This window comes from uncultured Aquimarina sp. (genome assembly GCF_947492115.1).
Taxonomy (GTDB): domain Bacteria; phylum Bacteroidota; class Bacteroidia; order Flavobacteriales; family Flavobacteriaceae; genus Aquimarina.
The window spans coordinates 32,413-54,749 of the sequence record NZ_CANLMM010000006.1; the positions used below are offsets into that span (position 1 = coordinate 32,413).

Annotated in this window: 17 protein-coding genes and 1 tRNA gene; 8 read left to right on the forward strand and 10 right to left on the reverse strand. The window is 32.9% G+C overall.

Translation table 11 applies throughout. The annotated features are described in order from the left end of the window. Positions 1-48: 48 nt before the first annotated feature. The gene (locus Q1A73_RS17790) at positions 49-561 is read right to left on the reverse strand and encodes an adenine phosphoribosyltransferase (protein ID WP_299608190.1); all 513 of its coding nucleotides are present in this window, start codon (positions 559-561) and stop codon (positions 49-51) included. 375 nt (positions 562-936) lie between these two features. Between Q1A73_RS17790 and Q1A73_RS17795 the strand changes: the two genes are divergently transcribed. The 4 genes from Q1A73_RS17795 (at position 937) to Q1A73_RS17810 (ending at position 4,417) form a co-directional block, all read left to right on the forward strand. Further along, positions 937-2,277: an SPFH domain-containing protein gene (locus tag Q1A73_RS17795; protein ID WP_299608192.1), complete on the forward strand. Its 1,341-nt coding sequence runs from the start codon at positions 937-939 to the stop codon at positions 2,275-2,277. Positions 2,278-2,336: 59 nt separating this feature from the next. Then, positions 2,337-2,564, forward strand: coding sequence for a DUF2007 domain-containing protein (locus Q1A73_RS17800; protein ID WP_299608194.1), 228 nt, complete (start codon positions 2,337-2,339; stop codon positions 2,562-2,564). Positions 2,565-2,608: 44 nt separating this feature from the next. Further along, positions 2,609-2,682, forward strand: a tRNA-Arg gene (locus Q1A73_RS17805). Positions 2,683-3,199: 517 nt separating this feature from the next. Then, positions 3,200-4,417, forward strand: coding sequence for a S8 family serine peptidase (locus tag Q1A73_RS17810; RefSeq protein WP_299608197.1), 1,218 nt, complete (start codon positions 3,200-3,202; stop codon positions 4,415-4,417). A 77-nt stretch (positions 4,418-4,494) separates the two neighbouring features. Here Q1A73_RS17810 and Q1A73_RS17815 read toward each other — a convergent pair whose 3' ends face one another. Both Q1A73_RS17815 and Q1A73_RS17820 read right to left on the reverse strand, forming a co-directional pair. After that, the gene (locus Q1A73_RS17815) at positions 4,495-5,184 is read right to left on the reverse strand and encodes a LytTR family DNA-binding domain-containing protein (RefSeq protein WP_299608200.1); all 690 of its coding nucleotides are present in this window, start codon (positions 5,182-5,184) and stop codon (positions 4,495-4,497) included. Continuing rightward, positions 5,181-5,984, reverse strand: coding sequence for a histidine kinase (locus Q1A73_RS17820; RefSeq protein ID WP_299608203.1), 804 nt, complete (start codon positions 5,982-5,984; stop codon positions 5,181-5,183). Before Q1A73_RS17820 ends, Q1A73_RS17815 begins: the two co-directional genes overlap by 4 nt. 206 nt (positions 5,985-6,190) lie before the next feature. Here Q1A73_RS17820 and Q1A73_RS17825 point away from each other — a divergent pair, with 206 nt between their 5' ends. Beyond that, positions 6,191-7,102 (forward strand): M28 family peptidase, encoded by a 912-nt coding sequence (locus tag Q1A73_RS17825; RefSeq protein WP_299608206.1) that lies wholly within the window; start codon positions 6,191-6,193, stop codon positions 7,100-7,102. A gap of 510 nt (positions 7,103-7,612) precedes the next feature. Here the strand turns inward: Q1A73_RS17825 and Q1A73_RS17830 are convergent. Next, positions 7,613-11,047, reverse strand: a complete 3,435-nt coding sequence (locus Q1A73_RS17830; protein ID WP_299608209.1) for a T9SS type A sorting domain-containing protein — start codon at positions 11,045-11,047, stop codon at positions 7,613-7,615. Between the two features lie 302 nt (positions 11,048-11,349). Between Q1A73_RS17830 and Q1A73_RS17835 the strand changes: the two genes are divergently transcribed. The 3 genes from Q1A73_RS17835 to Q1A73_RS17845 all read left to right on the forward strand — a co-directional run bounded on the left by Q1A73_RS17835 (position 11,350) and on the right by Q1A73_RS17845 (position 15,460). Further along, entirely contained in the window at positions 11,350-11,859 is a 510-nt protein-coding gene (locus tag Q1A73_RS17835) for a sigma-70 family RNA polymerase sigma factor (protein WP_299608237.1), read from the forward strand. Positions 11,860-11,929: 70 nt separating this feature from the next. Beyond that, positions 11,930-12,850 (forward strand): FecR family protein, encoded by a 921-nt coding sequence (locus tag Q1A73_RS17840; RefSeq protein WP_299608239.1) that lies wholly within the window; start codon positions 11,930-11,932, stop codon positions 12,848-12,850. After that, complete coding sequence (locus tag Q1A73_RS17845) at positions 12,851-15,460, forward strand: TonB-dependent receptor (RefSeq protein WP_299608242.1); 2,610 nt, start codon at positions 12,851-12,853, stop codon at positions 15,458-15,460. It begins immediately after the preceding gene. Positions 15,461-15,821: 361 nt separating this feature from the next. On the opposite strand, the gene Q1A73_RS17850 is transcribed toward Q1A73_RS17845, so the two are convergent. The 6 genes from Q1A73_RS17850 to Q1A73_RS17875 form a co-directional block, all read right to left on the reverse strand. Continuing rightward, positions 15,822-16,679: a M57 family metalloprotease gene (locus Q1A73_RS17850; protein ID WP_299608244.1), complete on the reverse strand. Its 858-nt coding sequence runs from the start codon at positions 16,677-16,679 to the stop codon at positions 15,822-15,824. Between the two features lie 765 nt (positions 16,680-17,444). Next, a complete protein-coding gene (locus tag Q1A73_RS17855; RefSeq protein ID WP_299608246.1) occupies positions 17,445-17,720 on the reverse strand; it encodes an ATP-dependent Clp protease adaptor ClpS in 276 nt (91 codons plus the stop codon). Between the two features lie 57 nt (positions 17,721-17,777). Beyond that, positions 17,778-18,617: a 50S ribosomal protein L11 methyltransferase gene (gene prmA, locus Q1A73_RS17860; RefSeq protein WP_299608248.1), complete on the reverse strand. Its 840-nt coding sequence runs from the start codon at positions 18,615-18,617 to the stop codon at positions 17,778-17,780. 95 nt (positions 18,618-18,712) lie between these two features. Further along, a complete protein-coding gene (gene tpiA, locus Q1A73_RS17865) occupies positions 18,713-19,465 on the reverse strand; it encodes a triose-phosphate isomerase (RefSeq protein WP_299608251.1) in 753 nt (250 codons plus the stop codon). A 53-nt stretch (positions 19,466-19,518) separates the two neighbouring features. Then, complete coding sequence (locus tag Q1A73_RS17870; protein WP_299608253.1) at positions 19,519-20,589, reverse strand: ABC transporter permease; 1,071 nt, start codon at positions 20,587-20,589, stop codon at positions 19,519-19,521. Position 20,590: 1 nt separating this feature from the next. Then, on the reverse strand, positions 20,591-22,327 hold the full coding sequence (locus tag Q1A73_RS17875) for a BT_3928 family protein (protein WP_299608256.1): 1,737 nt from the start codon (positions 22,325-22,327) through the stop codon (positions 20,591-20,593). Positions 22,328-22,337 lie beyond the last annotated feature (10 nt).

Here is a 22,337-nt window from a genome sequence, read left to right on the forward strand (position 1 = left end):
AAAAAGCGTCTTTACCGCGGTAAAGACGCTTTTTATTTGTCCCTTCTGCTAATATTGTAATACAGAAGCTATAGGATAATCAAGTTTATCTTTTCCATTTAGAAAGCTTAATTCCATAATAAAATTACACTGCACAACTTCGCCTCCTAGTTGTTCTACCAATTCACAAACGGCTTTTGCCGTTCCTCCAGTTGCCAACACATCATCATGAATTAGTATACGTTCTCCTTTTTTTATAGCATCCTGATGGATTTCTAAAACATCTTCTCCATATTCTAACCCATAACTCTTGCTATAAGTGTCTGATGGCAATTTACCTTGTTTGCGAACTGGAACAAATCCAGCACCTAAACGTTGCGCAATCATACTTCCTAGAATAAAGCCTCTAGCTTCAATACCAATTACCTTATCTACTTTAATTTCACTGGGAACTAACTCCGCAAGTTGATCTGCTACATATACCAAAGCTTCAGAATTAGCTAGTAAAGGAGTAATATCTTTAAATATAATTCCTGGTTTAGGAAAGTCAGGAATATCTCTTATCAGTTCTTTTATGTTCATAGTTGCAAAATAATGAAAATCGAAAAAAGAGCCTCAAAAATTATCAAAAGCCTCTTGGATTATAAAACCATCTCAAAAAATAGCCTTCAATTCTTACAATTACTTATAAAAAATTCTTTTTAAGTTATATTTTATAACAATATTAAAGAGTATATAATTACATAATAAAACATGAATCATCTTTTAGATTACAAAAAATATTCACTTTCATAGATTTCTTCCAAAATATTTTTTTATAAACTTCTAGTACTATATTTTAAAAAAGTACAACAATACGATAACAATTATTTTCAATTTAAAACCTAGAAATCATGTAAAACATAGTCTTTCTTTTTGATTAATTATAAATAACTAACATTTTAAAAAGTCATTGCTATGCTTACATATTTAGGAATCATAATGGTTATTATTGGAGTTACCATTTTCATCATCAAACCATTTTTCAAAGAATCAAAATTATTACACAAGTTCACTAGACAAAGAAACATTGCCATGATCCTTATAGGGTTATGTATGAGTGTCATCTCTGGGATGTTCTTTTATGCAGAACCGGGAACAGCGTATGCAGTACAATACCCTTGGGGAAGCCAGAAAGCAGTAGTTAACCAGGGAATCAATACCAAAATGTGGGGAAGATTAATCCCTATACAGTTTGAATTACCTATTAAATACGTTATCCCTAACAAGAAAAATGAGTTGGGCGAGCAAAGCAAATACGCTAATGTAGACAAAGCAAAATATTGGGCATTTAGCGATGCGGTAAAAGCGAGAATCGCTACTTCGGTAGTGATTAGTATCAACACTGCAGATGAAGATCAATTTTTATCTGTGGCAGATCGTAACAAAACGGAGAAAAACTTAATCAGATCCAGAATTATCCCTAACATAGATCAGTCTATTAAGAATACTTGTAAACTTATGGATGCACAAGATTATATATCTGGACAAGCATCTGATTTTGATCGGTATTTCAAAGATCAGCTAGAAAACGGAATGTATGTTTTGGAAGAGTTTATTGCTACAGAAACCAGAGAAACTATTGGTGATAGTACTACAGTAAGAACTATTCCTAATAAAGAATCGAAACAAAAGAGATTTCGTATAAAATATCATAATGGAGAGCCTGTTCGCGAGAAAGGCAACTCATTAAGAGGATATGGTTTAACGGTGGTACAAGCAGTTGTCACTGAAATCGACTGGGAGCCTGAGTTTGACAAACGTCTTCAGTTACAGAAAGAAGAAGTAGCACAGACACAATTAGAAAAACAGCAGGCAGAACGCGAATTCTATAGAGCTCAAAAGGAGATTGCTCGTGGAGAAGCTGAGAAAGCTGCAGAAAGAGCTCGCTTAGAAAAAGAGCAAATTCAAAAAACCATCGAAGCAGAAACAAAAGCTAAGGTGGCAGAATTCAATCTTATAGAAGAGCGAAAAAACTATGAAGTAGCACAGTTTAAAGCAAAAACTCAGAAAACAATGGCAGACGCACAGTCTTATGAGAATGCAAAGCTGGTAAATGCTGGTCTTACACCACAGGAGCGAGCTGAATGGGAATTTAAAACCTCTGTAAACGTTGCCAAGCAATTAAAGGATCTAAAACTACCTGAAATTTATATTCAGGATGGAGGAAAATCAGGAAAAGACACCAACCTATTACAATCACTAATTGGTGCGGACTTAGCAAAAAAAATGATGTCTCAAAAAACATCTAAAGAGTAGAATTTAAGAATGGGATGTATAATGCATCCCACTTAAAAAATATTTAAAAATATCGCATTATGGGAACATACGTAAAATTATATATCGGAACATCAATACTTGCAAACAGGTTAGCTTTTTTACTTGATGAGGCAGGCATTGCTACCATCATTAAAAATCATGATGAATCTGCAAGATTAGCAGGCTTTGGAACTTTTCAAAATTCGAGTGAGCTTTTAGTAAAGGATGATAATCTTCAAGAAGCTTATAAAATCACTGAAAATTTTAAAAAAGAAATTTTAAAATAGTTTTTTAATTTATAATTTTCACATATATTTGCACCCGCAAAAAAGGCCTCGTAGCATAACTGAATAGTGCACTTGATTACGGCTCAAGAGGTTGCAGGTTTGAATCCTGCCGAGGTCACTTAAGAATGAAAAGCTCACCAAATGGTGAGCTTTTTTGTTTGTATAAGATTCGAACTCGTTCAAGAATCCGAGTACAAACAAAAAAATAGTTTTATGACACTCGGATAATAAGGATTCAAGGTATTTTTTAGTAACAAACCAAATAGAGAGCAGGAAACAAATTATAGATATATACAGAGTAAATACAACAGTAAAGAAGCATGACATTTTTTCTAAAATTTAGCCTATTCCTACCCATTAAAATTTTATCAATACAATCCTTATTTTCATCACAACTATTGTGTTAATTCACAAAAAACACTAAGAATTAACTCTTCTTTTGTTAAAATCGTTCAATTTATTTCTGTTGTTTATTTAGTGTTTTCAACGTTTTATACAGCGGAATATTCCGCTTATACAATACATCAATTCCTTTTTAGGGATTTTCATTTTTCGAACGTTTATAATAGAGATGAGCACATAAACTAATCACTCATCATACTCTTAAATTAAACCTTAACACAAAACTCAAAATCATGAAGATTAGATTTAGAATTTTAAGCACAATTACCGTTTTTTCATTTCTATTTTATAGTTGTGAAAAGAATGAAGAAACCTTTAACGATACAGCATCTGAAATAGATATCGTAAATGATATAGGAGCTAGTCAGGCCATACCTGGTGAATATATCATAGTATATCATCAGGATCAATCCATTTCCGGTAAAAGTGCAGAAATAGAAAATAAATCCAACAAAATCCTATCCCGACAGGGAATTTCGATTAAGAATATCAAAAACACTTACTCCAAAGCAATACAAGGTTTTACTGCTAGAAATCTATCTACGGAACAGGTAACATCACTTAGAGAAGATCCTGCAGTGGCTTATGTAGAACCGAATTATATACTAAAAGCAAATTTTAAATCTGGTAAACCGGTAAGCAGTCTTCCTCCTACAGTACAAAACAAAGCTGTAACCAATGACTCACAGCTGAGTAATGGAGAGTTTTTACCATGGGGTATAAATCGAGTAGGTAGAGGAAATGGTGTCGGAAAAACTTGTTGGATAATAGATAGCGGTATTGCCCCTCATAGCGATTTAACTATAGACACGAATCAAAGCATAAGTTTTGTTGGTGGATCTTGGGTAGATGAAGACGGACATGGAACACATGTAGCAGGAACAGTTGCTGCCAGGAACAACGGCTCTGGAGTTATTGGTGTAGCATACGGCGCAACCGTAGTTGCCGTTAGAGTTCTAGATGCCGATGGAAATGGTACTGTTGACGGTCTGATTCAAGGAGTAGATTATGTTGCGGATAACGCAAATACTGGTGAAACCTGGAATTTTAGTGTAGGTTTCAATAGTCGATTTACCTCGCAAGCAATAGATGATGCATTTAGAAACTTAGAGCGTACCACTTATGGAGCTACATCGGCAGGTAATAGCAATGACGACACTCAATTTTATTCTCCAAAATTATTACAAACCCCTAATACTTGGGTTGTAGGTAATATGACTAACACAGATGCTCCTGCCTCTGGTTCAAACTTCGGAAGAAGTGTTGATCGTTGGGCTCCAGGAACAGATGTTTGGTCAACTTGGTTAAACGGACAGTTTAATAGAATTTCAGGTACTTCTATGGCCTCACCACACGTAGCTGGAATATTACTATTAAGAGGTAATAGTACTGCTACTGATGGATCCGTAAGTAAAGGAGGACATACTGCGCCTATTGCCACCTTGAATTAATATAATTTCCAAACTTACTAGAGGCTGTACTATGCAGCCTCTTTTATATTTTTTTAAAGCTCTAGAAAGCTTTCCTCTTATCTCGACAACATTTTATTCACAGTACTTCTATAGGTTTGTCCAATAGGAATGCTATGATCACCTATTTTAATTTGATTACCCTCTATAATTTGGATCTTTTCTTTTGATATGATAAATGAGTGATGTATTCTCAAAAAATTGTAAGGTAACTCTTTTTCGAAGGTAGAAATTTTATATAAGGTAAGAATCATTTGATTTTCCAGAAATACTTTACAGTAGTTTCCAGCAGCTTCGATAAAAAGAATATCATCTAAAGATATTTTAATTTGTTTCTTACCTGATTTCATAAATATATACTGATTCCTTTCCGAGCCTTCTAACGGTATTTCATTTTTTTCTAAAAGAATCACTTTATTAACGGCTTTTAGAAATCGTTCAAATGCAAAAGGTTTTAATAAATAATCTATCACATCCAACTCGTATCCTTCTAGTGCAAATTCTTTGTAAGCAGAGGTAACAATAATTTTAGGAGGACGAGAAAGTGTTTTTAAGAACTCGAAGCCGCTTAACTCTGGCATATTAATGTCCAAAAACAAAAGATCTGTTTTGTTTTCTTCTAAAAGAGAAAGTGCTTCGAATGCGTTATATGCACTGCCAACATTATGCAACATTGGGAGTTTATCTGCAAAACCTTCAATAATCCGATGTGCGATAGGTTCATCATCCAAAATCATATACCTAATCATAGCTTTATCTCTAACATTGCTTTAAAAACATCATGATCCCTGCTAAGTGTTAATTGATGTTTTTTATGATATAACAACTGAAGTCTTTTCTTTAAGTTTTTCAAACCTATACCCTCTTTATTCTCATTTTTAGTATTTGACTTAAAATTATTTTCTATTTCAAAAGACAACGTACTACTTTTTACACTCAAATTTATTTTAACATATGCATTTGTAATCATACTTTCTACACCATGCTTAATAGCATTTTCTAGCAGCATTATAAGCAACAATGGAGCTATCTTTAGGTGATGATCATCTATATCCTTTTTAAAAGAAATAGCTACTTCTTTTTTATATCTTAACAAGTGAATCTCAATATATTGTTCTAAATACGTTACTTCTTGTTGTATAGACACCACATCTTCCGCTCCTTGGTAAATAGTATAACGCATTATTTCCGAAAGTTTTAAGATTACATCAGGAGCCTTCTCCGATTTCTCTATCGCGAGACCATATAGATTATTCAAGGTGTTAAAGAAAAAATGAGGATCCACCTTACTTTTCAATAGCATTAATTCAGCCTTATTCTTATCATTTTTAAGTGTTTGATATTGTTTCCACAAATTGAAAAACCAACGTATTACGATGTATCCAATAGTAAGCAAAAAGATAAGTTGAAATACATAAAAATAATAATCATGAATTGGTAATCCTGAAAGTTCTTCAAGCCTTTTGAATCGAACCATTCCAATGACGGAAATGAGAATAATAGTTCCAAGAAGTATGACATGAAAATATTCTCTATAACGCTTAGACATAATCCAAATGTATTTCTTTTTGATGATCTCAACTAATTTAATGGATAAACACTATTAAAACAATGACCAACGCGCTACAAAAATACATAGATACATTTGCACCCATAAATTTATATAGTGTGCAGTATACACATCTATATTGATCATAAAATTTAGCTCAAAGGAATGATTACATATAGATTTGAAAAACACTTAAACAAATGTAAATGAATAATTTATTAAAAAAACTCAGTATTGTTGGCCTACTATTAACTCCTTTTTTGTCTAATTCTCAAAATCAACTAGCACCTGAGAAAGAGATCACCTCAATACAAATGGAGATCTTACAAAAATTAACAGGAAAGACTCCTATTAAAGATAAAATCTATTTAAACCAAAGGGCATCACCTAAAGAGCGCGATATTACTGCAAATTATCTATCTGATTATTTATCTTCAATAGGCTGGCAACTTGAAAATCATTATTACCGCACCTCAAACGGAAATCCATTACTTGATTTATGTTTACCACCCGTAAAGGGAATTAACGTTGCTGCGATATTACCTGCTACTACAGATAGCAATGAATACCTACTATTTGGAGGACACTATGATTCTGAACGTAATTGTCCTGGCGCTATTGATAATGCTACGGGAGTAGCCTTAAGCCTAGCCATTGCCTATAAACTCGCAAAACTAAAGAAAAGAAACATCAATTTTCTTATCGTTTTGTTCGATCAAGAGGAGGATGGAGAAGTCGGCAGTAAAGCTTACGCAAAAATGCTAAAAAAAATGAATAGAAAGATACATTCTGTACACACTATAGATATGATGGGATGGGACAAGGATCAAAATTATGGAATTGAAATAGAGTTACCCTCTAAGAAGCTTAAAAATCTATATGAAAGCAATGCTAAGAAATACCACATTCCCATATACAGCACTACAGTAAGCTCTTCTGATCATAAATCATTTATTGATGAGGGTTTTAGCACTGTTGGAATTTCTGAAGAATATGCTAAAAGAGATACAACACCTTTTATTCATACTCCCAAAGACACTTATGAAACTATCAATTTTGACTACCTATTATCCTCCACAAACTTCGTTTTCAAAATTTTTAAAAAACTAGCACAATGAGACCTGAAAGACAAACATTACCCAACAAGCTATATGAAATCTTATTAATTGTAAGTTTTATTCCCTTTATCATTAAAAGTATTGAATATCTATTAGCAGGTATATTCTACCCTTTTTTGATAATGATAATACTAACATCTCCCTTTTTTTATTTATTTAAAAAGAAAAAAAACACTCCAAAACTAATTAAATATTGGAGCATATTACTAATTGGTTATGGATTACTAAGGATAGTATTACACACACTCATCATTATAAAACCAAGTGGTGTTCCTTCAGGAGCTTTTTATCAGTTTACTTTTTGGTATACTTTCAAAAGTGTATTCTATATTCTCTTTGGAATATCTTTGTTTATTAAACGAAAACTGATCGTTAGATCCATCTTTTTTAAATAGTGATGACAGATAAAACGAAGAAGGCTGTCCGCAATAAATTGCTGACAGCCTTCTTTATATTAAAGTTATTTTTTATTAACAGATGATAATAATAACCTATTAATAAGTGAAACCTTTAGTTTTTAATAAGCTTTTTTGTTTCTTCTACACCATCTAAGTTTACATTAAGGAAATACATTCCTCTTGCGTAATTAGATAAATTAATTTGAGCTGCATTTTCAGAAGAAATTAATCCTTTTTGAGATGCAATTACCTTTCCTGTTAAATCAGAAACGGTATAAGAAACATTAGCAGCGTTTCTCCATTGTATATTAAAAATACCACTTGAAGGATTTGGGAACAAGCTTAGTGCCGGTCTGTTTTCTACCTCTTCTACACTAAGTGTATTTCCTTCAATAACAACATCATCAATAACCACACCTTCATTATTAAATGCTCCATCAGACACAAAGTTAAATCTGAAAACAAAGTTACTCTCACCAGAAAACGCTGATAAGTCATAACTGTACTCTTTCATAGTCGCATCAGTTCCAGTCCATTGTGCTCCAGGACAAGTAGCACAATTGCTTAAATTAACCGCCGTATCACTATTATACCAGTTTGGATCGTTAGCTGAGCCAAGAATATTCCATGCAGCCCCACCATCTGTAGAATATTCTACATTGATAAAGTCCCAATCCAACTCTATATCAAAAGCCATATTAAACTTAAGAACAGGATTTTCTCCAACGGTAGTCATATCATAACATTTAGAAATCAAATAACTAGTTATACCATCAGGATAGTTACCATCTAGGTTAGTTGCATAAGCATTTTGTCCAGACGCAGCTGTATTTAATAAAGCACCTGCTGGAACTCCTCTTTCCCATAAAACTCCTCCACCTGTTAATAAAGCATCACTTGCATCCTCAAAATCGTTTACACCTTCTGAAACATTAAAAGTTGAATTAGTATTAAAATTAACGTCTATAGAATTATTCCCTCCATTTGCATCATTTGCTACCGAAGCTACAACACTGATACTATGCTCTCCTAAATCTAAATTTAATTCAGGTAAATCAATTACCGCAGTTGCATTAGAATTTATAGTCCCTGTCCAAGTAGTAGTATTAGAATTACCATCAACCACATACTCTATATCAATAGAAGAAATTGGATTAGTACCGTTATTTTTAACTGTAAAAGAAGGCGAAACTGCTCCACAATTAATTTCCGTACCTGGAGAATTAATTGCAACTAAACGAATATCATCTTGAGCTAATTCAACAGGAATAGGAGACTGCCAAACACCTCTACCATAAGTTGCTGCTGTAATATTACCATCATTAACATTAATTTCTAGATCTCTAACAGGAGAGTTAGGCAAATTATTATCAAATGTCTCCCAAACTCCTGGAGTTGTATTATCAGTTCTATACACACCGATTGTTGTACCGACATACAAAGGATCTTGAGAATGTAATCCCTGGTGCTTAATTACCAATTTCGGAACAGCTGGTAAATCTCCAGTAATATCCGTAAAATTTTGACCACCATCAGTTGATCTAAATACACCACCTGATCTTCCAGATGTTGTTACGTATACTATGTTACTATTACTACTATGAATAGTCACAGAAGATATACTTAAGGTAAAAGATTCTATTTCTGTAAATGACACACCGCGATCTGTACTTTTCCACATCGTTTCGTTAATGGTAGCATACATAATATCAGAATTAGACGGATCAATTTCTAATTGGTCTATTCTATGTCTTCCAGTATCCGAAGAACCTGTAAAATCTGGAGACACACGAACAAAAGCATTTCCATCTAGTCTATAAACTGCGTTGTATCCTGCATACAATTCACTTTCACTATTCATTCGAAGTGGTGTAACCCAATTTGCTGTGTTATTGGTTACATCTCCTGGTCTTGCTACTCTTGATGTCTGAGTACGACCTCCATTAGTAGAAATCCATAAATTTTGACCAAACTGCATGAAACCATAATAGTTATCATCATTATTAGGATCAATAGCAGCATCCATACCATCTCCACCACCATATACATTCCATTCTCCTGCAGTTGTTAATCCAAAACTTCCATTATCCTGTAATCCACCTGCCATTTTCTTAGACTTACCGTTAGAATTAGAAACAGCAATCTCGTAAAATTGACCAATTTGCATTTTTTGTGTTAGATCACTAAAGGTGTTACCTCCGTTTGTAGATTTAAAAATACCACCATCACTACCACAATATAAATCTCCATTAAAAAAACGTAAGAAATGTATATCTGCATGTGTATAAGATTCTGTTCTAACGGACCATCTATTTACTTGAGTGAAGTTATCTCCTCCATCTGTAGATTTCCAGATATCCAATTCTCCAGTATATATTTCATCTGCATCAGTATCAGAAACAGCTAATGCCATATCATACCATGCCTGACCAGCTCCAAAAATATCTGTATTTGTAAAAGCCGTTTTAGTAAAATTCACACCACTATCAGTAGATTTGTAAATTCCTTCAAAGCTAAAATTAGCATCATTCGCCGCACTCATTACATAAACGTAATTTGGATTAGCAGGAGTTACATCAATTACCATTCTTGACAAAGTTGAAGATAGTGGTAATCCACTCGTAATTGTTGAAAAAGAATCTCCATTATCATCAGATCTAAAAACTTGAGAATCTGAAACCGCGTATATCACATTAGAATCTCCAGGTTTTAATTTCATATCATTAAGATCGGCATTAAAAATTCTGGCAAAATTAGTTCCTCCATTTGTAGACTTATAAAACCCTCTACTACTAGAAACAAAAACTTTATTTCTATCGGAAGGATCTAAATATATCTCACTGATATTATTAGCTCCAGAAACCGTAAATGTTAGGCCTGTCGTATTCCAAGTTTGTCCTCCATCTGTTGATTTCAAAACACCTACACTAACGGTGTCATTAGCATCATCATCTCCAGTACCAATGTAAATAATATCAGTATCAACTGGATCAATTGCTATTGCAGAAACCCCAATCTGAGGTAATTCATCTGATAGTGGTACCCAAGACGCTCCCGCATCTAAAGATCTCCAAATACCACCTGCTGGTGTACCTGCATAATATTTATTAGGATCAACAGGATCTACAATAATGGTATTCACACGACCAATATTAGCGCTAGAAAAAGATCTATCAATAATATCATCTGGACCGATAGCCACCCAATTACTGTTATCCACCATTTTACTTTGTAATGCATTTTTTTGCATTCCAGCATCCCAAATCTGTTTTGGGCTCATTAAGGTTCCATCATCATTTAAACAATCCTTCCAAAAATTCTCCCATCTTTTAAAAGGCTTATATCCAGAACCTTTTTTAGTATGATCTTTATCCTTCCAATACTCATTAAAAGCATCTACAATTTCTTGGAATTTTAAAGGTTCACTATCACCGGAAGACTTTTTTTGCGCATTAAGCTCTTTCATCCAAGGAGCCGAAGAATTAAATTGTGCAGTACCCGCGAACCAAAACGAACACGCAACAATAACAAGAATAATTTTTTTCATTTAAACAAATTTTGTTGAGTTACTTCTATAATAAACAATCGAAAGGTAGAAAACCCTACTTTTTCTATTGTTTTTTTTTAATTTCGCTAACATAATCTATTTTTTTTAAAATTCATAAATTAAAACACCCTCACTACCAGTTAAATACAAAATTTATTTATTATTTCTTTAACTTTTGTAGGAATTCAATAAAATTTAATTTCAAAAACGATGTTTTTTAAGTGTAACAATAGAAGCTAAATAAAACTGTTAAAACAATAAATTTTAATATCTCCGGAAAATAAATATCTTCGAGAATTATTATGGAAAAGAAATCTGTATGTGATGAAAAAAATTTCGAATTAATCTTTGACGATTGTTCCGAGTCCTTGCGCAATATTATTTATTACAAATGCGGTGACCTTGGTCTTGCGGAAGACATTATACAGGATGCTTTTATCAAATTATGGAAAAATTGCAAGAAAGTAGTTTTTTATAAAGCCAAATCTTACTTATTTACAGTTGCAAATAACAATTTACTAAATCATATTGCGCACAAGAAGGTTGTTCTAAAATACGAACAAAAGCCGCATTCGGATTTGAATAATCAAGACCCTCAGTTTATAATTGAAGAAAAAGAGTTTATGGCAAAACTTAAAAAAGCCATTGACGATCTTCCTGAAAAACAGCGAGAGACCTTTTTATTATCAAGAATAGACAAAAAATCCTACAAGGAAATAGCTGAGATGACAGGGGTTTCTGTAAAAGCCATAGAGAAGAGAATACATTATGCGCTAGTAAGTTTAAGAGAAAAATTAGGAGATATTTTATAATTTTATGTAGGGTAATTCAACATAAGACTGTTAATTAAAAAGAAAGCATAAACGAAGAACAAAAAAACAAATGCAAAATCCGTATTCAGACGAAACATTTTTAGCTCGATGGCTCAATAACGACCTTGACCCAAAGGAAAAAATGGAATTTGAAAATTCTGAGGAATATCAAAAATACAAGGTTATCGTTGATAAGGTAGCAATGTTGGGGTCTCCGGCTTATGACAAAAAGCAAAATTTGCAAAGGATAAAGAAAAATATGCTTGATGCTACTAACAGCACTAAAGTAATTTCTTTCGCTCCAAAATGGATTTATAGTATTGCCGCTACGCTACTAGTTCTTATTGGTCTTTTCTTTTTCTTTAACCGTTCTACTGTTTATACTACAAATTATGGAGAACAAATGACGGTTCAACTTTTAGATGGATCGGAGGTAATTTTAAATTCAAAATCGAAATTATCCTATAAAAAATCTGATTGGAATGATAGTAGAAAAGTGGTCCTGTTAGGAGAAGCCTTTTTTAAAGTAACAAAAGGTTCGAATTTTATTGTAGAATCTAATTCCGGTACTGTTCAAGTTTTAGGAACACAATTTAATATGAATACCAGAAAAGATTTTTTTGAAGTTATCTGCCATGAAGGAAAAGTAAAAGCTATTGGACCAGAAAGTACTGGCGAAGCAACACTTACTAAAGGAAATGCGTTTAGAATTGCTAATTCTGTCGTAGAAAACTGGAACACCAAATCCTCATTACCAAGTTGGCTATCTGGTGAAACTACTTTTACGAATACACCACTAAATCAGGTGATTCAATCCTTAGAAAATCAATTTAATATTTCATTTGATACTACAAAAATTGACCTTAATAAACGTTTTACGGGCAGCTATAGTCACCAAAATATTGAATTAGCATTAAAAACAATCTTTGTTCCTATGGAAATTTCATATACTTTTAACAACGAAAACAACATAGTTCTCGTTAAAGAATAAATGAAATCATTTTTTTTTCTCCTCTTAATCCTTCTACACCTACCCTCTTTTTCGCAAAAAACAGAGTCATTAAGTTATGATAAAATTTCTTTAGAAGAAGTTTTAAAAAATCTTGAAGACTCTTATAATATTAAATTCTCTTTTAACCCAGAAATTGTTAAAAAACAACAAGTTACAACTCCTTCTAAAAACATACTTTCAGACATTCTAAAAGAAATAGAAAGTCAATCCTCTATTTTTTTCGAAAAAATTAACGATAGATATTATGTAATTCGTAAGAAAAAAAAGGTAGGGAGAATAACGATTTGTGGATATCTTTTAGATAATAGAAGACAAAATCCTTTACAAGAAGCTCTAGTCGTTAATCGGAATCAATCTAAAACGACTTCTACTGACGATAATGGATATTTCCAGCTTCACTTAGCAAAACCAAATGATACAATCGATATTAGATTTCTGGGCTATAAAAATAGATATTTCATAGCAAAAGAATTGGAAAACATAGATTGCATTAAAATCTTAATGAAGGAAGATGACTTTCAACTAGGCGAAGTTGTTATTACAGAGTATGTTACTTCAGGAATATCTCGACAAGGAGCAAATAGTGCCATAAATATTGATCCCAGTAAACTAGGTATTCTACCACGATTGGTAGAACCAGATATTTTACAAACACTTCAGTTTTTACCAGGGGTTCAAAGTCCTACAGAAACCGCTTCCGGACTTCATATAAGAGGAGGAACACCAGATCATAACCTTATACTTTGGGATGGTATTAAAATGTACAGTTCTGGTCATTTTTTTGATCTGCTCTCTATCTTTAACCCTTACATAACGGAAAACATAAAACTTTCTAGAAGTAGTACAGAAGCTAAATATGGAAATAGAATTTCTGGTGTAGTTGATATAGAATCAAAAAACGAAATACCTAAGGATTTAGGGTTTGGAGTTGGCATCAATATGACTAATATCGATGCTTATTTTGAAGCTCCTGTAGATGACGGGCTAGGTGTTATCATTTCTGCAAGAAGAGCCTTTACTGATCTTATTGAAACACCTACTTTTAGGAGTTATTCTGATAGAGCATTTCAAAGTATCCGATTCTTTGTTGACAATCAAAATCTCGATCAAGAAACTGTTGAAAACGAAAATATATTTTATTTCACAGACCTAACTCTCAAAGCTATTTTAGATTTATCAAAAAACAACAAACAAAACGACAAGCTTACCATTAGTTCTATTTTTACCAATAATAATCTCGATTACACTTTAAATATTAAAAACATACAAGGTTTTAGTGAACCTTTCGATGAGAACCAAAAAGACAACTTAGAGTTCGTAAATCAGGGAGCAAACATAAAATGGGAAAAACTATGGAGTAACAACTTTTCTCATTCTGCCAATATTTACTTTTCGAACTATAATTTTAATTATGACGGACTGCGTGAAGTTAGGGCTTCTAGCGATGGTTTCCTTTTTTTAAATAACAACATTATAGAAACGAATACAATCAGAGATGCAGGAGCATCAGTTCACACCAATTGGAGCATCAATTCAAAACATAGTCTTTCGATAGGCTATGATTTTTCTAGTAATGATGTAACATACAATGCCGACTATTCCGCAGATAATTTCACATTCGATGAAAGCGATAATAATATTACACATGCTGTATTTGGAGAATACAAGTTAAACTTAAACGAAAAATTCAAACTAAGTGCAGGGATCAGAAGCAATTATTTTTCTGTTCTAGACAAAACATATTGGGAACCACGAATTAATATAGAGTTTAATATATTTAATGATATAATTACTAAAATCGCTGCAGAAAGGAGAAATCAAGTAATTAGTCAGGTTGCAAATTATTTACCTAACGATTTTAATCTGGATAATCAGATTTGGCTATTGGCAGATTCAGAATTTGTTTCTATGCTGAGCAGTGATCAAATATCAGGAGGGTTTACTATTAACAAGAATAATTGGCATATTGATATAGAAGGATACTATAAAGATACCGAAGGCTTAACATCCTTTGCTAATGGATTTAATGGGGTGTTAGATTTGGAAACTGGAGAAAGCAAAGTTTTTGGAATTGATTTGTTAATCAAAAAAAGAATTCGCGATTATCGAACTTGGATTGGATATTCATACACTAACCAAGATTTTAAATTCGAAAATGTAAACGACGGTAATTATTTTCCTGGGAATTTTGATGTTCAACATTCTCTTTCATGGATTCATAGTTATCAATGGAATAATTTTGAATTCTCTCTCGGATGGACAATTAGAAATGGTAGACCCTATACTCCCGCATCAGGAATAACGGAAGATAATGGATTTCTATTCATTGATTATGAAGAAACTAATAGCGAAAGATTAAACACCTATCACCGATTAGATTTTTCTGCTTCTTATAAGTTTAAGTTGTCTAAAAGTGATACCTGGAGAAGCAAGATCGGGTTCTCTTTATTCAATTTGTATGATAAGGAAAACACCCTAAATCGAACTTACAATATTAGATTCGATGACAACAATGACTTTTTATTACAAGAAGTAAATACTATATCTGCTGGAATTACGCCAAATTTATCCTTCAGAATCGATTTCTAGCAGCTTCTTTTAAAACTCCATCACGTTAAAACCATTTAAAGAAACAATTACAAGAAGTATATACTATCTATTCCTAGTAGCTGTAGGAAATAACACGCTCTAGTACATCACCATATATTGAGCTGTATACTACATGTAATTTATAATAAGAATCTACCTGAAAGTAAAAATCTTGGGAGCAAGTTCACGGAGTATTCAAAAGACTTCTAGTGTCACACTGTTTATGTTTTACTAGCGAGTCGAGCCTTGGGATATTAACCCTCCTAGAATAAAAAAACCACCTCAACAGTATTGAGATGGTTTCTACATTATGGATTCAAAGCTTTTTTATATATACCTATACACGATAGGATTATTTTTTTTAATACAAGAATTCTAATGCTACGATATCGAAGTTAGAAAATTCTCCATCCTCGCTTCCGTCGAAACAAGAAATCATTAAAGAACCAGAGTCTAAACCACTCTGTCCCCACTGGTTAGCAGAAGGCGTTCCTGGGATATTGATTGCTCCAACTCCAGCAGTTCCTTCATTAGCTCCACCACATCTTCTACGAGCGTAGTCTGTGTGTCTGAAACCTAAAGCGTGCCCTATTTCGTGTCCAATAACGTGCTCATTAACGTTATTACTTGCGCTAGCCATACCACTTAAAATCTGGATAAACTTGAATGGTCTACCTCCTTCTGGGAATCCTGCAGAACCACCTTGTCCACCTTGTCCATTATCATATACTACCATATCAGCGGCTTGGAAATTCGTTCCAAATGTTAATCTGAAATTTAATGTAGTATTGATTCTATTATAGTTATTTACTGCCCATTGAAGACCCGTTTGCATTCTACTTGATAAAGCACAACAAGAACCAGTATAACCAAGAATATCAATAGTTCTGTTTCCAGAAGAAACTAAGTTGTTTGTTCTATATTGCTTGTTACCATCTTCAGTATCTCCTAATGCATAACCTCCAGATTTAAGAATATCTTCAAACAACGTAATATCACCAGAAGTCACCACTCTTTGGGATTCTCCGGTCAACGGATTAACTAAATCTTTGATATAAGCGTCACCAGGGTTAACACCTGCAGCTAACATCTTGTCTTGAAGATCTTTACTAAGCTCTATTGATTCTGGTTGAAGATCGTTATTAATTTCGTCTTTTTGGCAAGATGTGATTACACCAGCCGCGATAGCGCAAAGCGCTAATACTTTGATTTTTTTCATTTTAAAAAAGTTGAGTTTGTGTAGTTACTTTTTTCTAAAATAGATTCTCATAAGTAAACCTATTTTATTGCTATTAATTTAACAAGCTTTGAATCTTTTTAAATTTAAAGCGGGTTGAAGATATGATAATTTTTTGGATATATCAGTTAATTCCTTAAACTATTCTCTATCAATACTTAAAAAGGATAAATTAAATGCAACAAAGTTGCGAAAAATCTAACAAAACCTCATCTTTAATTCACACAATATAACCGATGAAGTGCACTTGAAATTTTACAATAAATTAACAAAACTAAGGACGCAACAATGATATTTCGAACGATGTTAAATAAATGTAAACAAAAATCACACTTATAACAATTGGAAGGTTTTTTCCTACATATCATAAATTTTTAACTAAATAATGTTAAAAATTTATTAACATCTATTTATTGATGACTTTTTGCAAAAAAACTTAAGAGTACACCATCATTCTTTTTTCCATTAGCTTAAGGACCGAACACATAATAAGCATAAAAAAACCAACCGAAGTTGGGTTTTCATAATTTTTACACTCTGATTATCAGACCAAAAAAGGTAATAAGATCTTAGTATAGATAATTCAATGCTGCAATATCATTACTATTAAACTCTTCAGCAAGGCTTCTATTTTAACTAGCTAATATTAAAGAAGGAGTTATAATTTACTCCAACAAAATTTTAATTTCAAACAAAAAAACGCTCAATATTAAAAATATATTGAGCGTTTCTTTATAAGTATTTTTGTTAAACAATTTCTGCACTTAAACCAGCCTGAAGCAGCTTCGAACATCTGGGCACTAATTCTTCATAAGCACCAGTTTTTACCGTGCATTTTCCTTTATAATGTACCAACATCGCACATTGTTCTGCCTGAACCGGAGTATGCTCACACGTATAAATCAGAGTCTCTATAACATGATCAAAAGTATTTACATCATCATTATAGAGAACAATTTCATTATTATTTTGTTCTGTGGTTTTTTCTAAAACTTCTTCTAAAACCTTTTCTTGTGTGCTCATCTCCTTATTTTTATACAAATATACTATTTCATACAGAAAAACGAATCGTATATTAGATTATTTTAACTTGTAACAAGCTGCTATCCAATTGTTTCTATCCAAACTATTTACAAACTCTAAATTATTAGCATTGCATTCTTTAGTAATTAGCTCTAAATCTTCGCTATAAAAACCGCTTAAAAAAAGTTGTCCGTTGGATTTTAGTGTTTTTGCATACCTAGAAATATCTTTTAACAATATGTTTCTATTAATATTAGCGATCACTACGTCATATTTTTTATCCTCTAACAAGGAAACGTCACCTTCATATGCTGTAATGTGTTTGCACTGATTACGCTCTACATTTTCTACAGTGTTCAAATAGCACCAATTATCAATATCAATTGCATCGATAGGTTGTGCACCACGCATCTCTGCTAAAATAGCCAAAACACCTGTACCACAACCCATATCCAACACTTTTTGATTTTCTAAATCAGCTTTCAGTAAATGTTGGATCATCATATGTGTAGTCTCATGATGCCCTGTTCCAAATGACATTTTAGGTTCTATCACGATATCATACATCACATCCGACTTTTCATGAAAAGGAGCTCTAACACCACAAATATCATCCACTACAATAGGATTAAAATTCTTTTCCCATTCTTTATTCCAATTTACCTGTTCTATTTCTTTGGTTGTATAAGTAATCTCGAATTCATCCGAATTTAGAATATGGATGTTGTCTAAAATATGCTCATTCCACTCTGGTTTTTGAATAAATGCTTCCACTCCAGTTTCTGTTTCCACAAAACTTTCAAAACCTGCATAACCTAACTCTGCAATCAGAATCTCTGTAGCTGGTTGTAATGGTTGTATGGTAAAGTAATATCCTATATATATCGGTACTGTCATATGCTAAAAATTAAAGCGCAAAGTTAATCTTTTGTTCAACAAAAAAGGCATTCGTTTTAGCGAATACCTTTCTGTTTTATAATAATATCTAGTGTTTAAAAAGAAGTTGCAATCGCAGAGAAACTTTCTGCATCTAAAGAAGCTCCTCCTATTAAACCACCATCAACATCTGGTTTAGCAAAAATTTCTTTGGCATTATTTGGTTTCACACTACCACCGTATAATATAGAAACTTCTTCTGCAATCTCTGCTGTATATGCTTCTGCAATTGTTTTACGTATAAACGCATGCATTTCTTGTGCTTGTTCTGGACTTGCAGTTTCACCTGTTCCGATTGCCCAAACGGGTTCGTATGCTAATACTATTTGTTTCCAAGCTTCACTATCCAACTTAAATAATGCATTCTTTAACTGACTTTCGACAACATTAAAATGATTATCACTTTTACGTTCTTCTAATTCTTCTCCGAAACAAAATATAATTGTCATACCATGTTTTAAAGCGGTCGCAACTTTTTCGGCTAACAATTCATCCGTTTCTCCAAAATATGCTCTTCGTTCACTATGACCTAAAATAACAGTCTTTACTCCAATACTACTTAACATATCTGCAGAAATCTCTCCGGTAAAGGCTCCACTTTCTGCCTGATGCATATTTTGTGCTGCCACTCCAATATTGGATCCTTTTAATTCTTCAAAAGCATAATAAAGATTCGTAAAAGTTGGCGCCACTATTACTTGGGCTTCTGTTGATGTGTTTAGTTTTTCTTTTAACTCAGAAAGTAAAACTCCTGTATCAGCAAGGTTTTTATTCATTTTCCAGTTTCCTGCTACAATTTTTGCTCTCATTAATTTTAATTTATTTGTGTGGTTTTTATTTGGTTACATTTTTAATACTATCGTTATGCTCTAATTCTAGGATCTAACCATTTATAGATAACGTCTACAAATATATTGATTAGAATGAATACAGAAGAAATTACGATAACCGAACCCATAATTATTGGAAGGTCTGAAGTATTTAAGGCATCTACAATTTCTTTCCCTAGTCCATTCCATCCAAAAATATATTCTACAAAAACAGCTCCTGCTAACATGGATGCAAACCATCCAGAGATGGCGGTCACTACAGGATTTAATGCATTCTTCAATGCATGGCTGCGGATAATCTGAAATAGAGACAAACCTTTTGCTTTAGCAGTTCTTATATAATCCTGATTCATTACTTCTAATAAAGAATTCCTCATTAATTGAGTTACTACTGCTAGTGGACGAACCCCCAATACGATTGCAGGTAATAGTAAGTTTTTCCATTGAATATACGTTCCTTCACCAAAATCATCGACCTCATACAAACTACCTGTCATATTTAAATTGGTGTATTCATGTAATACATAGCCAAACAACCAAGCAAAAATAATAGCACTAAAAAAAGAAGGAACGCTCATACCGATTGTACTAACCAATTGCAATAATCGATCTGTCCATTGATCTTTGGTCAATGCACTAATAATACCCATGGTGATCCCTAACAAAATGGCAATAAAAATCGCTGAAACAGCTAACACAACGGTATTAGGTAAGGTTTCTTTAATCACCTGACTTACCTTCTTTCCGTTTTTCTGAAAAGACTCTCTTAAATAGGGGTATTTCAGAACCATATGTACATTACCGATGTTTAATAAAGATGTTCCAACATACTTTTTTGTATCGAAATAGGAAAAGTCATCCTTTTGAGTACTATGAAAAGAAATGGGAGACAGATCATTTAGATAGTAGCGATATTGTGTTGTCAATGGCAAATCAAAGCCATATTTTTTATTAATAATATCCAACTGTTCCTGATTTTCGTTTTGTCCCATCATCATCTGAGCAGGATCACCAGGAAGAATTGTAAATAAAAGAAAGATTACCGTTATCACTCCTAATAAAGTAAGTAATGCATACCCTAATTTATAGAAGTACGAAATCATACTAGTTTGACTTTTGCTTTAATTGCTCTACTTCTTCTAAGGTATAAATTTTATATTCGAAAGTATCGCCATACAAAAGCTTGGCGTACTCTTCAATGGTAGTATTATATCCTGCTTTCACTCTTCTTTCATTCACACTTTCTGCATCTCTTATGGGCCAGATAATATCAATTGGTTTATTGGTATTAGAATTAAATGTCATTCCTTGTGTACCGTATACTTGCTCTTCTCCTTTACCCATCAAATATCGGTCTTCCATCATTGCTACAAGTCTAAAAGGAATTTCTTCTTTTTCTCCAGCTTCTTTAATTAAAGGAAGGTATTTATCTATTTTATCAGAATGTTGAATTACATACCAAGCGGCTTTATTTGTAGGTTCGCCTACAAGAGATTTACCGGGATACCCATATTGCTTAAATACTCGCTCTACATACACCGTATTTGAAGAATCAATTTTATTTTGTTGGAACCAATAATCACTCAAAGCTTCTTCCTCAGTAGCTCCTACCAACTTCGCAATACTATCTCGTTCTTCAACTGTTTTAGCTTGCATTAATTTCCTAAACTTCTGATCTAGTTTAGCAATACTATCTAATTTAGACTTTAGCTCTGCATTTATTCTAGGCTTGGAAGGTGTTACTTTATCTAAAATCAGCTGATCGGCATCATTCCAATGTAGTTTTTCGGTAATGGTTCCCTTATTCAACTTCACAATTCCTGGATTGGATCTTAGAATTGTTTTAAGCGCTGTCTCATCGGTACTATAAAAATCGAAATTAAGATTATAGGTTTCTTTTTTCTGTGCCACTTCTTCAGGAGATGAGGCTGTAAGCCCTATCACATCATATCCTTGAGCCATTGCTTTATCTGTTAATCCCTTGATAACACTCATTCCTTCTCCTTCACTCTTGGAAAGATTATACATAACGATAAGAACCACATTTTCCTTTTCTAAAAACTCGGCTGTATAATCATTTCCATCTTTTTCTATCGCGAAATCATGAATTGGTGGAATGTATCCTTCTTCAATCATTTTAGTTTCTACCCCAATATATTTACCATCTACCTGAGGATATTCTCCGCTAGTTTTAATAATTTCTTCTTTTCCATTTACATCAAATTTCCACGAATATTCAAATTCTGCTTCAGGAGCTCCTTCGGGTACTGACATTCCTTCTTCAATATTAGTCCCAATTTTATAGGCTCTAAAATCAAACGTTGGTAAATGCATTAGTACGTGATACGCAAATGCCAAACATGCTGTAAAGGATACAAATACGATCCACTTATGAGAATTCTCTGGAAGAATAGGTGTGATATATTTTCTTCCGAAGAATAAAATAAGAATGAACACCAAGAGAATCACATCTTTTGTAAACGATTCCCAAGGAGTTAATGGAAGTGCATCTCCAAAACACCCACAATCTGTTACCTTATTAAAATAAGCTGAATAGAACGTGAGAAATGTAAAGAAAATGATCATACCTAATAAGGACCAAACCGTAAACTTTGGTAAATATCCGAGTAATAAGGTGATTCCAACAATAATTTCAAAAATACATAGAAACACTGCTAGCAATAACGCAATCGGAATTAAAAACTCCATATTTAATACACCTTCACTGAAATATTCTTGCAATTTATAAGAGAACCCAAGTGGATCATTTAGTTTAATAAATCCTGAAAATAAGAAAAGTGCTGCTACAAATATTCTGGAAAAACCAACTAGTATTTTCATCTTTAATATG